The sequence below is a fragment of the Ureibacillus manganicus DSM 26584 genome (genome assembly GCF_000772945.1).
Classification (GTDB): domain Bacteria; phylum Bacillota; class Bacilli; order Bacillales_A; family Planococcaceae; genus Ureibacillus; species Ureibacillus manganicus.
The window spans coordinates 1-19,231 of the sequence record NZ_JPVN01000028.1 but is presented as its reverse complement, the minus strand read 5'-3'; the positions used below and the strand labels follow the sequence as shown (position 1 = coordinate 19,231).

The following is a 19,231-nucleotide window of genomic DNA, read 5'->3' as shown; positions in this document are numbered from 1 at the left end:
TTGATGAAGGACATTTCTGGTAGGAAATCCACTTGAAATGTCGTTCATCGCCTTGATGAAGGACATTTCTGATAGGAATTCCACTTGAAATGTCGTTCATCGCCTTGATGAAGGACATTTCTGGTAGGAAATCCACTTGAAATGTCGTTCATCGCCTTGATGAAGGACATTTCTGATAGGAATTCCACTTGAAATGTCGTTCATCGCCTTGATGAAGGACATTTCTGGTAGGAAATCCACTTGAAATGTCGTTCATCGCCTTGATGAAGGACATTTCTGATAGGAATTCCACTTGAAATGTCGTTCATCGCCTTGATGAAGGACATTTCTGGTAGGAAATCCACTTGAAATGTCGTTCATCGCCTTGATGAAGGACATTTCTGATAGGAATTCCACTTGAAATGTCGTTCTTCGCCTTGATGAAGGATATTTCTGGTAGGAAATCCACTTGAAATGTCGTTCTTCGCCTTGATGAAGGACATTTCTGGCAGGAAATCCACTTGAAATGTCGTTCACATGATTACTACCCTATTAGATAATCATTGCTCTATTTAATATCTAGTTATTGCTCAGTAGGTTGCTCAGGACCTTTTAAATCCAGTTGATAAAATACAATATCTAGCCAACGTCCAAATTTGTAGCCAGCATTTTGAATTTTTCCAGTGTAATAGAATCCTAACTTCTGATGGGATAGTATGCTCCCTTCATTACTAGCGTCGATACAAGCGATCATCGTCTTTACTTCGCGTTTTTCTGCCTCGGTAATCAAGTGTTTCATTAACTTTGATCCAATTCCTTTTCGATAGTGGTCTTTATGTACATAGACAGAATGCTCCACTGTATATTTATAAGCCGGATAGGGACGGAATTGTGAGTAAGTTGCAAAACCAACAACTTCTCCATTTTCTTCCAAAACGAAAATAGGATCATTATTTTTCTCTTTTGCTAAAAACCATTCAATTCTTTGTTCAATCGTTTCTGGAGAATATTTATAAAGTGCAGTTGTATTTAAAATGGCATCATTAAATATTTCATTTACAGTTTCTAAATCTTCCATTTGCATTGATCTAATCATTGCTATCCCCCTTTTTAATATGTAATCATATTACATTCACTTTAGTTCCTTGTGAAGAATTAATTTCTAAACACTCCTCATTAGACGTTACCGGTAACTTTCCTCTTACCATTTGTCTATTAAGCTCTACATTAGAAAAAAGCAGGGACGAAACATCCCCGCTTAATTATTACCATGAGAGTCTTTTACGGACAGTTCCCTTACTTTTCACGGCGCTTTTGTACATGATCCACTATTCTGTGTAATCCTTACACTAAAATTTACTATCAAACATTAAAATATCTCGCATCCGGATGAGCGAATACAATTGCCGAAACACTTGCCTCTGGTTCCATCATAAATCCATCAGTTAATTGAACTCCAATTTGTTCTGGTTTCAATAACTTAAATAATTTTTCTTGATCTTCTAAATTTGGACATGCTGGGTAGCCGAATGAGAAGCGTTGACCTTGGTATTTTGCTGCAAAACGTTCGCGCATTGTAAAGTCTGTTGCATCTGGGAAGCCCCATGCATCACGGATTTCTTGGTGAATTCGCTCTGCATAACCCTCTGCAAGCTCTAATGCTGTCGCATGTAACGCATGGCTTTCTAAGAATTTACCTTCTTCTTTTAATTGATCTGCAACACTTCTAACACCATGTCCCGCAGTTACAACCATCAATGCTACGTAATCCATCTCTCCACTCTCAACTGGTTTCAAGAAATCCGCTAAACACATATACGGCTCCACACTTTGACGTGGGAAATGGAATCGCTCAATTTCTGTTTTTCCATCTTCAGGAGAATAAATTACAACATCATTTCCATCCGCTTGCGCAGGGAAGAACTGATACATTCCTGATGGCTTCAACAACCCAGAAGTTAAATAACCATTTACTAACTCATGCAATTGAGTAGCACGTTCTTCATTTTCCTCTAATGCTTTTAAAACATTTCCTTTGTACCCTAAATGATGCCCTATTAACGTACGCATATTTACATAAGGTTGAAGATGTGACACTGAGTAATTTTTTGTAATATGCTGCACTAAATCTTTTGGAGTAAATACAGGTGCATCCTTTACAGTTCTTGGTACCTTAACAGGTGCTACTATTTCCGGACGCTCTGCACGTTTTGCATCAGCTAACAAGCGTTTCTCTTTAGACTCTTCCAATTCCTGAATTAACACTTCTCGTTCTGTCTCATCCATTAAACGATTCGCAAAATCCAAACCTTGCATCGCATCTTTGGAATAAACAACAGGACCATCATATTGTGCTGCAATTTTTGTTTCAGTAAATCGTTTCGATAGAGCAGCACCACCAACAAGAACAGGAATATCAATCCCCGCTTCTTTAAAGTCAGAAGCTGTTAAAACCATTTGTTGCGCAGATTTAACTAATAAACCTGATAACCCAACCATATCTGGTTTTTCTTTTCGAATAGCTGCAATTAGCTCTGCTGGAGTTACTTTAATTCCAAGGTCGATTACCTTATATCCATTGTTACTTAAAATAATATCAACCAAGTTTTTACCTATATCATGAACATCGCCTTTAACTGTCGCAAGGACAATCTTCCCTTTTCCAGCACTATCATCATTCACTTCCATGTACTGTTCTAGGTGAGCAACAGCTGCCTTCATTACACCCGCGCTTTGTAAGACCTCCGCAACAATTAACTGATTATCATTAAATAGGCGACCTACTTCAGACATTCCCGCCATTAGAGGGCCATTAATAATATCTAAAGGCGACTCAAAAATTTCACGAGCATTTTCTAAGTCCTCGATTAGCCCTTCTTTTGTTCCTTCAACAATGTAATATGCAAGTCGTTCTTCTACTGTATCTGGTAGTTTTACTACTGTTTTTTCTTTCGTTTTACCTCGATAAAAATCAGTAAACACAGCAAGGGTTTCGTCATTTGTATTGAAAATTAAGTCGTTCGCTAATTTGATTTCTTCTTCTGGGATGGAAGCATATCGTTCTAATTTCTCTGTATTAACAATCGCATAATCTAAACCTGCTTGTGTACAGTGATACAAATAAACCGCATTTAAAACTTCACGCCCTACTGGTGGCAAACCAAATGAAACGTTACTTACACCAAGGACTGTTAGAGCTTTCGGATATTTTTCCTTAATCAGGCGAATACCTTCAATTGTTTCTTCAGCTGCACCAATATATTGCTCGTCCCCTGTACCTACTGGGAAAACTAGCGGGTCAAAAATGATATCTTCTGGCGCAAGTCCCCATTTTTCCGTTAACAACTGATATGAACGTTCAGCAACTGCTAATTTTCGATCACGCGTTACAGCCATACCAGTTTCGTCAATTGTCCCAACCACTACAGAAGCACCGTACTTTTTCACAATAGGCATAACGGCGTCAAAACGTTCTTCCCCATCTTCTAAGTTAATGGAGTTGATAATCGCTTTTCCTTGCGAAAACTTTAAAGCTTCTTCAATAACACGTTCGTCTGTTGAGTCAATAACGAGTGGAACTTTTACTTTCTTTACAACTTCTTGCATGAAGTTTTTCATATCTTCTAACTCGTCACGGTCTGGGTTTGCTAAACAAAGGTCAATTACATGCGCTCCATTTTTCACTTGTGCTCTTGCAATTTCCGCAGCTTCTTCAAACTTCCCATCAATAATTAACTGTTTAAATTTGCGTGAGCCAATAACATTTGTACGCTCCCCAATAAATAACGGTCTCATTGAATCATCGTATTGAAGTGGTTCAATACCTGAAACTACATGGCCATGTGAGTTTTCTTTTCTAGGTCTAGGTGCATATCCATCCACAGCACCACGAATTGCTTCAATATGTGCAGGTGTTGTACCACAACAGCCCCCAACAATATTCAACCAACCTTTTTCAGCAAACCCGCGCAATTTTTTCGACAAAGAATCAGGAGACTCATGGTAATGCCCTTCTTCATCTGGCAAACCTGCATTAGGATAGCAACTAATATAGCTAGTTGATAGATCTGAAAGAGAGCGGATATGGTCTGTCATAAACTCTGGACCTGTTGCACAGTTCAAACCAACAGATAACGGCTTAATATGTTCGATTGAAATATAAAATGCTTCAATCGTTTGTCCAGCAAGTGTCGTTCCCATAGGTTCAATCGTTGCGGAAACCATTATCGGTAAAGTTACGCCCGTTTCCTCGAAAGCACGATTTACACCAATTGTTGCAGCCTTTACATTCAACATATCCTGGCTCGTTTCAAGTAATAGAAGATCAGCTCCACCTTCAATTAGCGCCTTCGCCTGAACGTAGAAATTGTGTGATAACTCATCAAAGGAAATACCACCTGTAACAGAAAGTGTTTTTGTTGTTGGTCCAATAGCTCCCGCAACAAAGCGTGGCCATTCTTCTGTAGAAAACTCCTCAGCCGCTGCTTTTGCAAGTTGAACTGCAATCTTATTAATTTCCACAGCTTTAGACCCTAGATCATATTCATTTAATACAAGTGGTGTTCCACCAAATGTATTGGTACTAATAATGTCTGCACCAGCTTTTAAATATTCACGGTGAATTTTCGTAATCACATCAGGACGTGTTAAAACCAGATTTTCATTACAGCCATCTAAAGCTTCTCCACCAAAATCTTCAGCTGTTAGATTTTCCTGTTGGAGCATTGTCCCCATTGCACCATCGATAATTAATATGCGATTGTTCAATTGTTCTTCTATCAGATGGTTAACCATTTACCTTAACTCCTTTTGTCTCTTCATCGAGTTGTTTTATATAATCCATTAGTTGACTAGTCATTTCATAGCGTAAAAATGGTGTTATTAAATAGATTCCATTGAAGTACTTGGTTGCTGTATCTAATAATTCTTTAGCAATAGCAAGCCCTTCTTCAGCTTCACGAACTTTATCACCATTACATGCTTGCATTCTTTCTAGAACTTCATCGGATAGCTTAATGCCTGGAACTTCATGGTGTAAAAATTCTGCACTTCTAAAACTTGTAAGAGGCATGATACCAATATAAATTGGTGCTTCTAAATGTTTTGTTGCTTCATAAATATCTACAATCTTTTCCTTTGTATAAACAGGTTGTGAAATAAAATAATCTGCACCATGCTCAATCTTCTTTTCTAGTCTACTAACAGCACGATCTAGAACACGCACATTTGGATTAAAGGCTGCAGCTACTGAGAAATTTGCTTTTTTACGAAGTGCTTTTCCAGAAAACGATATTCCCTCATTCAACTGCTTAATTAACGAAATTAACTCCATCGATGAAACATCGTATACACTTGTTGCGCCTGGGAAATCCCCTACTTTTGTTGGATCACCTGTAACCGCCAAAATATCATGCAGTTCTAATGCATTTAGCCCCATTAAATGTGATTGTAAACCGATTAAGTTACGGTCACGACAAGTAATATGTGGCATCGTTCGGATACCGTGTTGTTTCAATATTGCACCCATAGCAAGGTTACTTACTCTCGGAGATGCAAGGGAGTTATCAGCCATCATGATTAGATCAGCGCCATTACTATATAGAATTTTAGCACCCTCAACAAAGGCATCCACTTCTAAATGACGTGGGGTATCTAATTCTACGATAACCGAACGCTCTCTTTTTACTTTTTCATGAAGTGGTTCTGTGTTTGTAGGTTCTGGTTCACGTATTAGTATTTCTTTAACTGGTTTTGCGAGTTTTTCTTCAACAGGTTTCAAATTAGCTAATTGCTTTTTAACAGCTTCAATATGTTTGGGTGTCGTACCACAGCAACCACCTATTAAACGTACTCCTTGATTTGTTAATTCAAGTGCTGCACGAGCAAAATAATCAACCTCTGATTCGTAAATAACTCTACCTTCTTCAATATCTAATAGTGATGCATTTGGGTATGCAGTTAAATACGCACGTTCTGGAAGTTCAATTGTTTCGAACGCTTGAATCGTATGATAAGGACCCAATTTACAGTTAACACCAACAAGATCTGCACCTAATTGTTCAAGTTCATGAAATGCCTCATTTAATGTTAATCCATTACTTAGTACACCAGGCTCTTGCATCGAAACTTGAGCAATGATTGGTAAATCAGTCATTGTTCGGAGCATTTTTAATGTTTCAGTTAATTCTTCAAAAACATAATAAGTTTCAAGTAAAATTCCATCTATGTCACCATTGATCAATACTTCAGCTTGTTCCTTTACTGCAGCCAATATTTCTTCTAACGTAATATCACTTTTTCTTACACCACGAATACCACCGATAGAGCCAACTACAAACTCACCACCTGGTTTTGCTGCATTTTTAGCTAAACGTATGGCAGCTTCATTAATCTCAACAACTTTTGATTCGAGTCCATAACGTGCAAGTTTAATGGCATTTGCACCATATGTATTTGTTTGAATGATATCTGCTCCAGCTGTAATATATTCACTATGGATTTTTTCAATTAGCTCTGGTCTTACAATGTTCATTTCTTCATGACAATAATCTAAACCGTATGAATAAAGTAGAGTCCCCATTGCACCATCAGCAGTTAAGACTCTATCTTTTAATGCTTCTCTAAGTCCCATAATTTCATCTCCTTAATGTAAAAAAAATAAAAGCCTTCTATTAGATAATAGAAGGCATAACATTTTAATATGAAACTCCTTCTTATCTACCGGATCGGGCCGCTGGATTTAGCACCTTACAAAAATGTTGGTTGCTGAAGCATCATCGGGCCAGTCCCTCCGCTTCTCTTGATAAGAATATTAATATTCTATTATAAAAATCTTAGTTCTATAAATAAATCTTAGTTTGAATCATATCTTAAAATTCTAAATACTTCAACAGTTTTCGAATAATTATTTGATTTACGTTAATTTAACATAGTTTCAACTTTCTTCGCTGTTTCCTTACCGTTATCGATACAAGCCCCAATTCCAACACCAAAATAAGAACAACCTGCAATCAAAAGATTAGGATATTTTGAGTCTAACTGGTTAAGAACATCTTGTAGTGCTACATTATGTGCTAAGTCATATTTAGGCATTTGGTCAATCCACTTTCTCACATGAACTACTTGAGGTTTTTCATCGATGTTTAAACTTAATTTTATGTCCTGAAGTGCGACTTTTGTTAAATCTTCATTGGTCATCTTCACTAAATCTTCATAGCGTGGGTTACTGCTTTTATAAAATAATCGAACGAGTAGATTACCATCTACTGAAGTATGCTTCCATTTACGGCTAGTCCATGTTGAAGCATTACATATTAAATCACTATTATGCGAAACAATGAACCCTGTACCATCTGCCGGAAGAATTGAATCAGGTAGGTCAAAGCCTAGATACATTGTTATCGCTGATGCATTAGTGAATTCTCTAAGATAGTGATCAAGCGCTTCGTCGCTTAATAATGATCGCACAGCTTGATTTGGTAAAGCTAAAACTACCACATCTGCTTGTAGCTTTTCTCCATCACTAAAAGTTACTTCATAGCCATCGACTGTCTTATTTATATTCTTAGTTTCAAAATTTTTAAAAATTTCAGCTTCTGGAATCGCTTCTTCTATTCGGTTAATGAATGAAGATAATCCCCTTTTAAAAGATATAAACTTCTTATTCGCATCTCTTTCAAATTTATCGCGATTTGCTTGAAACCCTTTCATGATACTTCCATAGTCGTTTTTATAATCGACTAAATAAGGTAATGTTGAACGGAGAGATAACTCATAAAGGTTTCCAGAATACACACCTGCGAGTACGGGTGCAATCTGTTTTTGTACAATTTCCTCACCTAAAAAATATTCGAGAAACTCACCAATCGAACTTTCTTTCGTAAACTGAGTGTTTGGAATTTCAGCATCTTGAAGAACACGACGCTTTCCTTCGTCCGAGATTAAAGTGCTCGCCATTAATGATTCTTCGCTCATTGGAATTCCAAAGGTTGAGCCAGCAGGAATTGCATGAAGCTCATTATTCGTATGAATATATGAAATACCTGTTTCATTATAGACTAATTCAGATTCAAAATTTAGTTCACGAACCAATTCTAGTATGCCAGGATATCTAGCAACCATTGAATCAGCACCTGTTTCCATTATGTACCCTTGATCATAAACAGTATGCATTTTTCCACCTAAATATGGATTCTTCTCCACTAGTACTAAACGTGCATCAACATTATTTTCCTTTAGTATTTTGTTCAGGTAATACATTGTGCTCACACCTGTAATACCCCCACCTATTACCGCTACTGTTTTCATATACACAACTCCTCTTGTGTCTTTGTATCTTTAGTATAATCCTTTTTTGACATTAATAAGTGTGACTTCTATTACAAATTTAGTAATTTGCCCATATTTTGTAGGTATAATAATATAAAAAAATCCATCAGTTTAGAATTTCTCACTGATGGATCTTCAAGCTTTCTATCTATTCAACATGTTTTAAATAAACTTCCCCTAATATTTCTTTTGCTTCATAACTTTCTTTAGACAGCTCTTTTTCAACATATGATTGAACCTCCGATTGCTCTAAATCATACATTACTTCTATTTCTTTTGAGAATAAAAGTTTTTCTTTGTTTAATAATTTTGAAAGAGAAGGTTGTGATTTTGGTTGTATATCATCCTTACCCAATACTTGTTTTAGTCCTTCTACATAGTATTCGAATGGGCGACCACCTACAATTTTGACACCTTTGTTTTCTTCATTGACCATGATAATAGTAGGGAAGCCTCTAGCTCCTAAACTTCTTGTAAGAGTAAAATCTTCGTTCAATAACAGTTGGCCATTTCCTTGCTCTGCTTCATTAACGATTGCTTCACCATCTAATCCAAGTTTGTTTACAATATCTATCAGGACAGATTGATCTGAAATATTTTGATTAAATGCAAACAATTCTTCTCTCATACGGCGTAAAAATTGCAATGCTATTTCATCGTTATGCTTTTGCTGAATTACTTTGAACACTCGTGATGGTGGATATGAGGATTGAACTGGATTATCAATCATTAATGAACCATCAATTGGCATTCTTGAATGTTCTCCAACTTCTCTCCAATGACCTGCAACATCTGCTGGTTTAAAAATCCCATTTGCCGGATCAATTGGTCCATCATGCCACTTCTCTAATAACCCACCCATAACGGCTTGGAAGTTAAAATAGTCACCATATTGCTCAACAAAACGGCCTAAAACAGGTTCAATCGCCCAGCAATGAGAACAAATTGGGTCTGTTACATAGTATAGGTTTATAGTCTTTTTTGGTTGATTAAAATCGATTACTTCTAATTCTTCCTCACCAGACACCCCGCACACACCCGTTTCTAAATCACAAATCATTTGATTGTTCTTCAATTTACCTTACCCCTTTACTATAAAAATGTTTATTTGTTTATTTACTAACTGCTTACAATTACAGTTTAAGGGGTGATAAAAACAAACAACACCAATAGTTCTTTCAATCTGTTGTTTATCCAACAAATTAAAGAAAGTGTTTAAAAAGTATAGATTAAAAAAGGAGGCGCATTACGCTCCCCCTTCGATAGTCATTATTTGATTTTCAGCTTGCAATCTCCACTTTTTTGCTTTTTCTGGATTTTTTTTAACGTCTATGCCTTTTTCGTAAATTCTAGCAATGTTAATTTTGGATTGTAAGTCGCCAAGAAGTGATGCTTGTTTATAAAAATTAAGTGCTAACTTCCCGTTTCTTCTGACATCAATTCCATTTTCATAAATAAAGCCAAGGTTAAACAATGCATCTACATGATAAACCTTTGCTGCTTTTTCGAACCATTTAACTGCGAGCTTGATGTCTTGTTCTTTCCCACATAAACCTTCAAGGAAAATGGTTCCCATTCTGTATTGCGCTTCTTCATCACCTATTTGTGCCGCCTGTAAATAATACTCAAAAGCCAATTCTTCATCTTCTTCTATGCCTATTCCCTGCTCATAGATAATTCCTAAAGTAAACATTGCCTCGGGAACGCCATGCTCAGCTGCAAATGTAAACCACTTAAGAGCTGCAAGTTCATCCACTTCTACCCCTTCGCCATTGAAATACATATCAGCTAGGTTATTCGCAGCATCAGCATGACCTTTCTCAGCTGCCTTCTTATAAAGTTTAAATGCTTCTTCATAATCTTCTTCCATAAATTCACCATCGATATAACAATTAGCTAATAAATACTGTGCTTCTGTATTTCCCCTTGAAGCTGCGCTTTGTAACCAAAATAAGTAACCGTCGTACTTGGTTAATTCCTTATATATTTTAGCTACTATTAACATTGCATCTTCATCACCAGCTCTAGCTAAATCAAGTTGAATTAAAATATCACTTATTTGCAGGTCATTAAGTGAACAATCTGATTCTGTTAGTAATTGGATTAATAATTCTTTATTTGCGTACAAATAACACACACCTTCATTCGGTTTGTAGTAGGAATGTAAGTTTACTTATCCCCATCTGCACTTTTATTTCCCGTATAGTACTCGACTAAATAATTTTTAAATTGTGTTGCAGCTGGCGATAAATAGCGGCCTTTCGCCCAAGCCACACCAATTTTCCTTTCACAAATGGGGTCTGTTACACTTATTTTCTTTACATTATATTCATTTAATCCTTTAATATTTGGAATTAACGAAACACCTAAGCCCGCTCCAACGAAACCTGCAACCGTATGCATTTCCTCACCAGCAAACGTTGTATTAGTTGTAACTCCGGCTTTCTCCAAAAAATGATCTACAATTTGACGTAAGGCATTTCCGCGCTTTATAGAGATAAACTGTTCATCTTTTATTTCTTCAAGTCGTATTGTATTGCGATTTGCAAACTGATGATTATTTGGCACAATAACAAATAGTTCTTCACTCCAAAGCTCTACCCACTGTATATCCATTATTTTTGACTGAATTTTTTGAGATAAACATAAATCAAGATTTCCTTCTTCTAGTCCTTTTAATAAATTATAGGAAGAACTTTGAGTTAACGTAAATTTCATGTTTGGGTACTTTAATGGAATGTGCGCCATTAATTCTGGCACAACAGCCATTCCTAACGTATGGATAAATCCGAAGGAAACTTCACCAAACCCTGGTTTTATGATTTCACTTATTTCTTCTTTTGCTTTTTCAAACTCATCTAAAATAATATCTACACTTTCTAGAAATAGTTTTCCGTAACGGTTTAGACATATCGATCTTCCTTGACGATCAAAAAGCGGTACTCCTAATTCTTGCTCAATATTGGCAATAGATTTACTCAATGCTGGTTGTGAAATATTAAGTTTTTCAGCCGCATGTGTCATATGTTGCATCTCGGCAACGGTTTTAAAATATTCTAACTGCTGAATTTCCAATTAAATTACCTCTTTCAGATTAATAACCATTTGGAATCGATATGATAAATATAATAAATTGTACTTATGTATGGTTACTACTATAATAAGCATTAATATCAAGTTTGCATACCAAATTTTTTATAAAAACACAACCACTTTTGGTTAATTTTCATTTCTTTGACACGAAATATTGATAATTAAAAGGAGTTACAATAAATGAAAATCATCCCGCCAAAACCATTTACTATAGAAACTGGTAAACGTGCAGTTCTATTACTTCATGGTTTTACTGGCAATACGAATGACGTAAAACGTTTAGGTCGTTACTTATCAGAACGCAATTACACGGTTCATGCACCATTATATAAAGGTCACGGTGGAGATCCTGAAACACTTATCAATACAGATCCAATCGAATGGTGGAATAGTGCTGTAGAAGGTTATGATTATCTCCGTAGTCAAGGTTATGAAGAAATTGCAGTTGCTGGTGTTTCACTTGGAGGAATTTTTTCACTAAGACTTGGTGAAGAACGACCAACAAAAGCAATTGTAGCAATGAGTGCACCCGCTATTGCAAAAAGTGTAGACAGCTTGCAAAGTCGTATCGTTGATTATGCGATTAAATATAAAAAATTATCTGGCACATATGACGAACAAAATGACAGTCCTTTAAAAGTTGCTCAATACGTTCGAATGCCATCACTTCAGTATCTTCAAGGTATAATAAATGATACAAGTTCAAAATTTGATACTATCCAAACGCCAGTTCATATTTTGCGTGGATTAAATGATGATGAGTATTACTGCGAAAGTGCAGATTTAATATATAATTCAGTAAAATCTCGAATTAAATCAGTTAAAAGTTTTATTAATTCAGGTCACATTTTAACTTTAGATAAAGAAAAAGAACTTGTATTTGAAGAAGTTTACCGATTCTTTGAAAGTCTAAAATGGAACGATTAATTTTTTGATAAATTTTAAATTTTCTGTTTAAAATTTATATAATTGGCTACATTAGTATTGTATCCCCTAGCAAATTCCCCAATTTGCTATAAAATAAATGTCCTTTGTGGCATTACATCCCTATAAAACAAGCTACATTTAAGATTCCCCGTCTTAAATAGTAGCTTGTTTTTAATTTAGTTCATTTCGCCTCGGTGCTTTCAAGCCACGGAAAAAGTGAAAACTAGTACTTGAATGAATCATAGTATTAAGTATTAGTGCACCTTACCATACTTTCCAGCGCCACCAACATCTATTGTTAATTTCCCTTTTCGAGCATGATCGATTAGTTTTGCAATCTTTCCTGGTATAACCTCTTCTAGTTGTTCCAAAGTGACAAAATGCAATATATTCATTTCGGTGCCAAAAGCATTTAACATTCGTTCGATCATTTTAGGGCCAACTCCTGGAATAAAATCTAATGGAACTTGATGAATATACGATGGTCTTATGCGTGTTGGGATTTCTAAATCAGATAGTTCTTCTATGCGAGTTGAAACACCTTTAATAAATTGATGGCTACCACATTTTCTGCAAACTGACTCTCCCGGAATTAATGGCTCACTACAATTTGCACACGCTGTTGAATGGTACTTTCCTAACAAAGGATTCAGACCATAATTAGCGATAATTTTTCGACCTTCTGCTTCTTTTAATGCAAGATGTAACTCTTGAAAAGTTGCATCCTGCAATTGAATTTTTTGATATTCTCGAGCTAATTTTCCGAGCGAATGTGCATCCGAATTTGTAACAAATGTATACCGTTCCAATTCTCCTATTCTTTTTACCATTTCTGAATCAGAACTCAATCCAAGCTCAATTCCATCTATTAATATTGGGTCAAATACTTCTGTTAAGCTACTGATAACGCCTTTTCCATATAAACTTTTAAAAGGTGTAAAAACATGCGCAGGAATAAATAGTCCACCCAATTCCTTTACCTTCTTTTGTAATGTAATACCCTCACAATAGATTCTTTGTGAACTGAGTTGAATATTTTTTAATTTGAAACTCATCCAATGAGAAAATTCCTTTATTAAATCTAGGGTCGGAAAGTACGCCAACACATGAATTGGTCCGTGACAATTTTCATCATAGATTTCAATTTCAGACCCAGGGATCAGGGTTGTATTTTGATATCGTAGTCCGCCCTCTGGTAATTGAACTATTTCACCTTTTTCTATTAGCCCTTCTATTTCCAAGATTACTTCAGGAGAATGGCAATCAATTATGCCGATAATGTCTAAGCCTTTTTGGGAGCTTGCAGTATCAAGTATATTTTTAAGCGTAAGATTTCTACTCCCTGTTATTTTTACAGGCTTACCACTTTCTGTCCTACCAATATGAATATGTAAATCCGAAAAATAATGTTTCATAAGTAGTCCTTTCAGCTTTTAAGTATTTGTCTGTTAGTGTGTCTCATAAAATTAGAAAAACACATCTCGACCCAAATAGGTCGAGATGATGTATTTCTTATGCTTATTTCTTTAAAAACTTATACTTTCCTATCCGCTAATAAAAAACCTTAAAATTTAGACTTCATTCCTAAATTTTAAGGTCTGTTATTTATAGTTTAAATCTGCTTACTAATTGATGCAATTCTTCTGATATCTTGCCCTGGTAACAGGTCGACCTCTTAAAGTTATTAATTAATAAAAAATTCTCTAATTTCTTCAGAAAAATAATATATAATATCTTAAATCTGATTAATTTGTCAGTTTATACTCTTTAACTGTACCTGTATGATATTTGACTTTTAAATATAAATTAGTGAAATCATCGCTTAAGTTAAATGTAGTTAAAATCTGTATGATAATTTCACTTTCATCTGTGTTTTCATCAAAGTTTAATTCTTCAAAGTTTTTAATCAGGCTATTCTTTGCATCTTCGCCAGATAAGTGCACATCATTTACTTCGTCACTTATTTCAGCAGTAATCCCTTTCTCATCGTTCACATATCCAACTTCAAATGAAATATCGTTAGCATACTGTACATTCAATTCAAAATTTGTATACTGGGTTAATGCGCTAATTTCCTCCTCTCCATTGTCTTTTACTTCTATCCGTTCATTGGCATGCTGGTTATTTACTGCTTCTGTATCTTCTTGTGTTATTTCCCTGTTGGCTTCTTCTGTGTTTTGTTTCTCATTTGTTGTCGTATTACACCCGTATATAAAAAAGATAATAAAGCATAAGGTTAACATTCTGGATTTTTTCATAAAATTTAACACCCTCTTGTAAAAACTAAATCAATTTCATATATTTTCTCCAACAACCTTGTTTTTATCCTCGTTAGCCATTAAACATAAATATCAAATAAATAAAAAAACCATCTGCATTAAATAGATTGCAGATGGTTTTATTTTCGCTACGCTTTTTTCTTAATAGGTTCTTTTCGTTTTCTTGTTGTTGGCATTTTACGTGTTTTATCTAGTGATGCTTGTAATGCTGACATTAAATCCGTCATATCTGAAGGAATTTTCGCTTCCTTTTCTGAAGCAGAAACTGTAAGCTCACCAGACTTTTTCTTTTCAATTAATTCTAATAATGCAGTTCGATAATCATCCTGATACTTTTCCGGATCAAACTGATCTGTAAGTTGCTCAATCAGCATAAGAGCAGTATCCAATTCTTTTTGAACGATATTTTCCTCACTCGGAATATTTGGCACTTCTTCCGAACTTCTAACCTCATCTGGAAAATGAATCGTTTCCATTAATAATGTATCTTTGTAAACACGTACAATTGCAAGTTGCTCTTTGGAACGAATCGTTATTTTTGCCACGCCTATTTTTCCCGATTCTTGAAGTGACTTTCGTAATAGTGAATAAGCTTTTCCACCACCACTGTCAGGTGAAAGGAAATAACTTTTTTCAAAGTAAATCGGGTCGATTTCCTCTAATTTCACAAACTCTACAATTTCAACTGCTTTATCTTCATTTTCTTTTCTTAGATTTTCTAATTCTTCATCATCTAGAACGACAAATTTGTTTTTTGAGTACTCATATGCTTTCACAATTTCTTCATTTTTTATTTCCTTATCGCAAACGGGGCATACTTTACTATAGTTAATGGGGCTATTACACTCCTTATGCAATTGCCTTAATTTAATATCTCGATTTTCTGTTGCAGTGTGTAGCTTTATAGGGATATTCACCAAGCCAAAACTAATACTGCCCTTCCAAACTGTATGCATTACTTCACCTACTTTTTTCTTATTATCTGTTGTTTTAGTTCTTCTATGTATAAGTAAACGAGATATCCAAAAACTAAAGAAAAAAGAGGTTTTGTAATTGAAACCAATGCTTTTAACCGCTGCAGAAGAAATTCCATTAAGCAATGAATGGAATTATGAAACAAAATATGACGGCTACAGATGTTTATTGTATTGGGATCAAAAAGGCATTAGATTAGTCAGTCGAAACCAAAATGAATTAACTCATTTATTTCCAGAAATTGTATCATCTTGTGAGAAATACAGTAATATTATTTTTCCATTACTTCCATTAGTACTTGATGGTGAAATATGTTACTTAACAAACCCTTTTAAAAGTGAATTTTCAATTGTTCAAACACGAGGGAAAATGAGAAACGATGATGTGATACTAAAAAATGCAAATAGATTTCCTTGTCATTTTATTGCCTTCGATCTTGTTCAATATAAAGGGTTTGATATTTCCCAATACCTTCTTTGCGAAAGAAAGAGCTTATTAAAGTCTCTTTTTGAAACAATCGGTGCTCCATTATCAGTTAGAAATGATAAATATGAATTACTACAGGTAATCGAAGTATTTAAGGAAGAACAATTAGTTTGGGAGAAGGTTAAAAAATATAACGGAGAAGGTGTCGTTGCAAAAACGATGAACAGCCTATGGGAAAGTGGTGTTCGCTCTAAGCAATGGCTAAAACTAAAAAACTGGCGCTATATAAAAGTTCTACTTACAAAGTATGATAAGGAAAATGGTTATTTTCATGGTTCAATTTATAAAGATTCTTCGCTAATTGAAGTTGTTATTTTTAAACATGGACTTTTAGACAATGAAATAGACACTTTAGTTTCATTTTTCCAAGAAAACGGACGACAAATTACTTCAGAAGTATGGGAGTTAGAACCATCAATTTGTGTAGAAATTGCTTGTATTGATTTTGATGGAAAAAAGTTAAGAGAGCCTAGATTTCATAAATTTCTTTTTGATATTAATCCTGAAGAAGTCAACTGGCGCACAATGCAAAGATCACTCAATCCGATTCCTGAAGTTGTTCAAGTTACTCATCCGGATAAACCAATATTTCCAGCATCAAACTTGGAAAAGGATGATTATCTACTCTATTTACAACAAATCGCTCCTTATCAACTTCCTTTTTTAAGGAATCGTTTGCTTACAGCTATCCGCTTCCCACATGGGGTTCCAGGTGAAAGTTTCTATCAAAAAAATGCACCGGATTATACACCTGACTTTGTGCAGACCAAACTACATGATGAGATTAATTATATCGTTTGTAACAATGTCGAGTCATTACTATGGTTGGGGAATCAACTTGCTATTGAATTTCATATACCATTTCAAACGATCGATACTGATTTTCCGACAGAGATTGTTTTTGATTTAGATCCACCTTCTGTAAACGAATTTTCATTAGCAATAGATGCTGCTTTAAAAATGAAGGAGATTTTTGATCAATTTCAATTACAATCTTTTGTGAAAACATCTGGTGGGAAAGGTCTTCAAGTGTATATTCCCATTCCTAAAAATGCCTTCTCCTACGAAGATACACGAATTTTCACTGAGTTTGTTTGCATGTTTTTATGTATGGAAAATCCGGATAAGTTTACAACAGAGCGTTTAAAAAAGAACCGGCATGGGAAGTTGTACTTAGATTATGTACAACATGCAGAAGGTAAAACGATCATTGCACCTTATTCTACAAGAGGAAATGAGCTTGGATGTGTCGCAACACCACTAAGATGGGAAGAAGTTACACAAAAGTTGAGACCAGAACTATTTACAATACCTACTGTTTTAGAAAGAGTTAAAAAAGAAGGGGACCCATTTTTACATTTTAGAGAAGTGGGGGAAAAACAAGATTTCGACGTCGTACTTACGAATTTAAAGAAATTAATCGCAGAAAGAAATTAGCCTTCACCTTGATGAATTGACCCGTTTATACGTGGTCTATTCAAGGTGAAGGTTTTTAATTTAGACGATATTTATTTAATAAGGTTGTGGTCTTTTTATTGTTTGTTGACTTGTAGAATTGCTTTAATAAAATGATGATAATAATTACATCAATTAAGTCCCCACCATAGTACATAATCATTCCGCCAAGCTCTGCTTCAAGTTTGGAGACACCCACTGGAGGATTTGCATAAACCCATTTAGATAAAATACTATGACCTGCCATATAAAAAATAATCATAACTGAACGCAACATATAAGACGTACGATGTGGTGTTGGGTCAATATAAATAATTGAAATTGTAAAGACATAACCCGCTAAAAATATGTGTACATGTACTAATATTGCTAGAAGCATTGAGTGATGCATTGCTTCAAATAAATTCGTTGTATATAAAACCCATAAACCACCTAGATTTAACAAGGTCGCAATTACTGGATGGCTAATTGTTTGTAAGTATCTACTTTTTAAAATTTTACTTACCTTTCTAGCATAGAGCACTGGAACCGATCGAAGCAGTAATGTCATCGGAGCTGAAAGGGTTATTAATAGTGGCGCTAACATACCAAGCAATAGATGACTATACATATGGTAGACAAAATTAGAATGAGACTGTTCAGCTATTGGTCCGACTATTGAAAGAGCGACAAAGATAACGCCAGTGATAAATAAAATCGTTCGGTATAGTGGCCATTTTCGATAGTTTTGATTAGAATGTTGTACAGCTTGGACATAAAAAATGATTATTGCTATAAATGGAATGAGCCATAGTATTATTTCGTAGCTTATTGGATGATTATGCAATTTTCCCGTCACTCACTTTTACTTTCGTTTCTTTTGCACTTTTAAGGATTGTTAGTCCAATGACAATCATGATTGCTGCAATTACATTCCAAACTAAATCGTAGTAAAATATTTCAACATTGTACCGAATTTGATGGAGCCTCATTAATTTATGTTGAATGATTCCGTCATACAATTGAAATACCCCAGCACCTAAAATATACGCTCCAAACCATCTTTTCTTTTGCCAACTATTCCTTCTTCTTAGATCCCCCACCATAAATAAGGCCGCTACTGTCGCAAACCAACTAAATGCATGAAATAGTCCATCTGAAACTAACCCTACACTCGTTGTCGACTTATCATAAAAATGATGCCAATGAAGTAGTTGATGAAATATAGTTTCATCAATAAAAGCAACTGCTCCCAACCCAAACAATATGCCAGACCAAAAATTAATTGAGTCAATCGTGCGTTTTGATGTTCTCATCTTATCGATCCTCTTTCTATTTCTTTTACCATTAATTTCATCTTCACCATGAATAAGGATTTTTATAATAGTCATTTACAACAAGTGTAAATTCAAGTAAAGCTTTTGAATTGTTGCTATCAGCAGGTGCCATTTTAAGTTTGTTTCTTGCGGATATTAGAAAAAATCAGCACGTTATTAGAAAATTTGAAGGTGTTATTAGAAAAAATCGCATACTTATTAGAATTTCATTCAGATTTCCACTTGTTTCCTGCGATATTAGAAAAAATCAGCACGTTATTAGAAAATGTGCAGGTGTTATTAGAAAATATACAACATACTTATAGAATTCCACTCCACATCGATTCCCCATGTAGAGAATCTATAAAATAGAGTAGGGTGACCATTTTCATGGCCACCCCCTCATCAAACCGT

The 19,231-nt window shown here is 35.0% G+C and carries 14 protein-coding genes and 1 riboswitch; of the genes, 2 read left to right on the top strand and 12 right to left on the bottom strand.

Going from position 1 to position 19,231, the window contains the following annotated elements:
- Positions 1 to 562: 562 nt before the first annotated feature.
- From CD29_RS16630 to CD29_RS16600, 7 genes are all read right to left on the bottom strand, one after another.
- A complete protein-coding gene (locus CD29_RS16630; protein WP_036189419.1) occupies positions 563 to 1,075 on the bottom strand; it encodes a GNAT family N-acetyltransferase in 513 nt (170 codons plus the stop codon).
- 266 nt (positions 1,076 to 1,341) lie between these two features.
- Positions 1,342 to 4,773 carry a methionine synthase gene (gene metH, locus CD29_RS16625; protein ID WP_036189417.1) on the bottom strand — a complete coding sequence of 1,144 codons (3,432 nt, stop codon included), beginning with the start codon at positions 4,771 to 4,773 and terminating at the stop codon, positions 1,342 to 1,344.
- Positions 4,766 to 6,610 (bottom strand): bifunctional homocysteine S-methyltransferase/methylenetetrahydrofolate reductase, encoded by a 1,845-nt coding sequence (locus tag CD29_RS16620; RefSeq protein ID WP_036189414.1) that lies wholly within the window; start codon positions 6,608 to 6,610, stop codon positions 4,766 to 4,768. Before CD29_RS16620 ends, metH begins: the two co-directional genes overlap by 8 nt.
- Positions 6,611 to 6,689: 79 nt before the next feature.
- Positions 6,690 to 6,788: riboswitch (SAM riboswitch) on the bottom strand.
- Positions 6,789 to 6,897: 109 nt separating this feature from the next.
- The gene (hemG, locus tag CD29_RS16615) at positions 6,898 to 8,286 is read right to left on the bottom strand and encodes a protoporphyrinogen oxidase (RefSeq protein ID WP_036189411.1); all 1,389 of its coding nucleotides are present in this window, start codon (positions 8,284 to 8,286) and stop codon (positions 6,898 to 6,900) included.
- 169 nt (positions 8,287 to 8,455) lie between these two features.
- Positions 8,456 to 9,382, bottom strand: a complete 927-nt coding sequence (locus tag CD29_RS16610) for a DsbA family protein (RefSeq protein WP_036189408.1) — start codon at positions 9,380 to 9,382, stop codon at positions 8,456 to 8,458.
- Positions 9,383 to 9,553: 171 nt separating this feature from the next.
- Positions 9,554 to 10,435, bottom strand: coding sequence for a tetratricopeptide repeat protein (locus CD29_RS16605; protein WP_052124223.1), 882 nt, complete (start codon positions 10,433 to 10,435; stop codon positions 9,554 to 9,556).
- Between the two features lie 41 nt (positions 10,436 to 10,476).
- On the bottom strand, positions 10,477 to 11,382 hold the full coding sequence (locus CD29_RS16600; RefSeq protein WP_036189405.1) for a LysR family transcriptional regulator: 906 nt from the start codon (positions 11,380 to 11,382) through the stop codon (positions 10,477 to 10,479).
- A 198-nt stretch (positions 11,383 to 11,580) separates the two neighbouring features.
- On the opposite strand from CD29_RS16600, the gene CD29_RS16595 reads away from it, so the two are divergent.
- Positions 11,581 to 12,327 (top strand): alpha/beta hydrolase, encoded by a 747-nt coding sequence (locus tag CD29_RS16595; RefSeq protein WP_036189402.1) that lies wholly within the window; start codon positions 11,581 to 11,583, stop codon positions 12,325 to 12,327.
- Between the two features lie 254 nt (positions 12,328 to 12,581).
- Here CD29_RS16595 and CD29_RS16590 read toward each other — a convergent pair whose 3' ends face one another.
- The 3 genes from CD29_RS16590 to ku form a co-directional block, all read right to left on the bottom strand.
- On the bottom strand, positions 12,582 to 13,742 hold the full coding sequence (locus CD29_RS16590) for an endonuclease Q family protein (protein WP_036189399.1): 1,161 nt from the start codon (positions 13,740 to 13,742) through the stop codon (positions 12,582 to 12,584).
- Positions 13,743 to 14,072: 330 nt separating this feature from the next.
- Complete coding sequence (locus CD29_RS16585) at positions 14,073 to 14,585, bottom strand: YusW family protein (RefSeq protein ID WP_036189397.1); 513 nt, start codon at positions 14,583 to 14,585, stop codon at positions 14,073 to 14,075.
- A gap of 149 nt (positions 14,586 to 14,734) precedes the next feature.
- Positions 14,735 to 15,562, bottom strand: a complete 828-nt coding sequence (gene ku / locus CD29_RS16580; protein WP_036189394.1) for a non-homologous end joining protein Ku — start codon at positions 15,560 to 15,562, stop codon at positions 14,735 to 14,737.
- Positions 15,563 to 15,659: 97 nt separating this feature from the next.
- Between ku and CD29_RS16575 the strand changes: the two genes are divergently transcribed.
- Complete coding sequence (locus CD29_RS16575) at positions 15,660 to 17,504, top strand: DNA ligase D (protein ID WP_036189391.1); 1,845 nt, start codon at positions 15,660 to 15,662, stop codon at positions 17,502 to 17,504.
- A gap of 55 nt (positions 17,505 to 17,559) precedes the next feature.
- Here CD29_RS16575 and CD29_RS16570 read toward each other — a convergent pair whose 3' ends face one another.
- Both CD29_RS16570 and CD29_RS16565 read right to left on the bottom strand, forming a co-directional pair.
- Positions 17,560 to 18,348, bottom strand: a complete 789-nt coding sequence (locus CD29_RS16570) for a cytochrome c oxidase assembly protein (RefSeq protein ID WP_036189388.1) — start codon at positions 18,346 to 18,348, stop codon at positions 17,560 to 17,562.
- Positions 18,341 to 18,817 carry a DUF2243 domain-containing protein gene (locus CD29_RS16565; protein ID WP_036189386.1) on the bottom strand — a complete coding sequence of 159 codons (477 nt, stop codon included), beginning with the start codon at positions 18,815 to 18,817 and terminating at the stop codon, positions 18,341 to 18,343. The genes CD29_RS16570 and CD29_RS16565 overlap by 8 nt, the downstream gene beginning before the upstream one ends.
- Positions 18,818 to 19,231 lie beyond the last annotated feature (414 nt).

Excerpts from the sequence above, each read along its gene's own strand:
- CD29_RS16630 (WP_036189419.1), bottom strand. The coding sequence starts at position 1,075 with ATGATTAGATCAATGCAAATGGAAGATTTAGAAACTGTAAATGAAATA.
- metH (WP_036189417.1), bottom strand. The coding sequence starts at position 4,773 with ATGGTTAACCATCTGATAGAAGAACAATTGAACAATCGCATATTAATT.
- CD29_RS16620 (WP_036189414.1), bottom strand. The coding sequence starts at position 6,610 with ATGGGACTTAGAGAAGCATTAAAAGATAGAGTCTTAACTGCTGATGGT.
- hemG (WP_036189411.1), bottom strand. The coding sequence starts at position 8,286 with ATGAAAACAGTAGCGGTAATAGGTGGGGGTATTACAGGTGTGAGCACA.
- CD29_RS16595 (WP_036189402.1), top strand. The coding sequence starts at position 11,581 with ATGAAAATCATCCCGCCAAAACCATTTACTATAGAAACTGGTAAACGT.
- CD29_RS16590 (WP_036189399.1), bottom strand. The coding sequence starts at position 13,742 with ATGAAACATTATTTTTCGGATTTACATATTCATATTGGTAGGACAGAA.
- CD29_RS16585 (WP_036189397.1), bottom strand. The coding sequence starts at position 14,585 with ATGAAAAAATCCAGAATGTTAACCTTATGCTTTATTATCTTTTTTATA.
- ku (WP_036189394.1), bottom strand. The coding sequence starts at position 15,562 with ATGCATACAGTTTGGAAGGGCAGTATTAGTTTTGGCTTGGTGAATATC.
- CD29_RS16565 (WP_036189386.1), bottom strand. The coding sequence starts at position 18,817 with ATGAGAACATCAAAACGCACGATTGACTCAATTAATTTTTGGTCTGGC.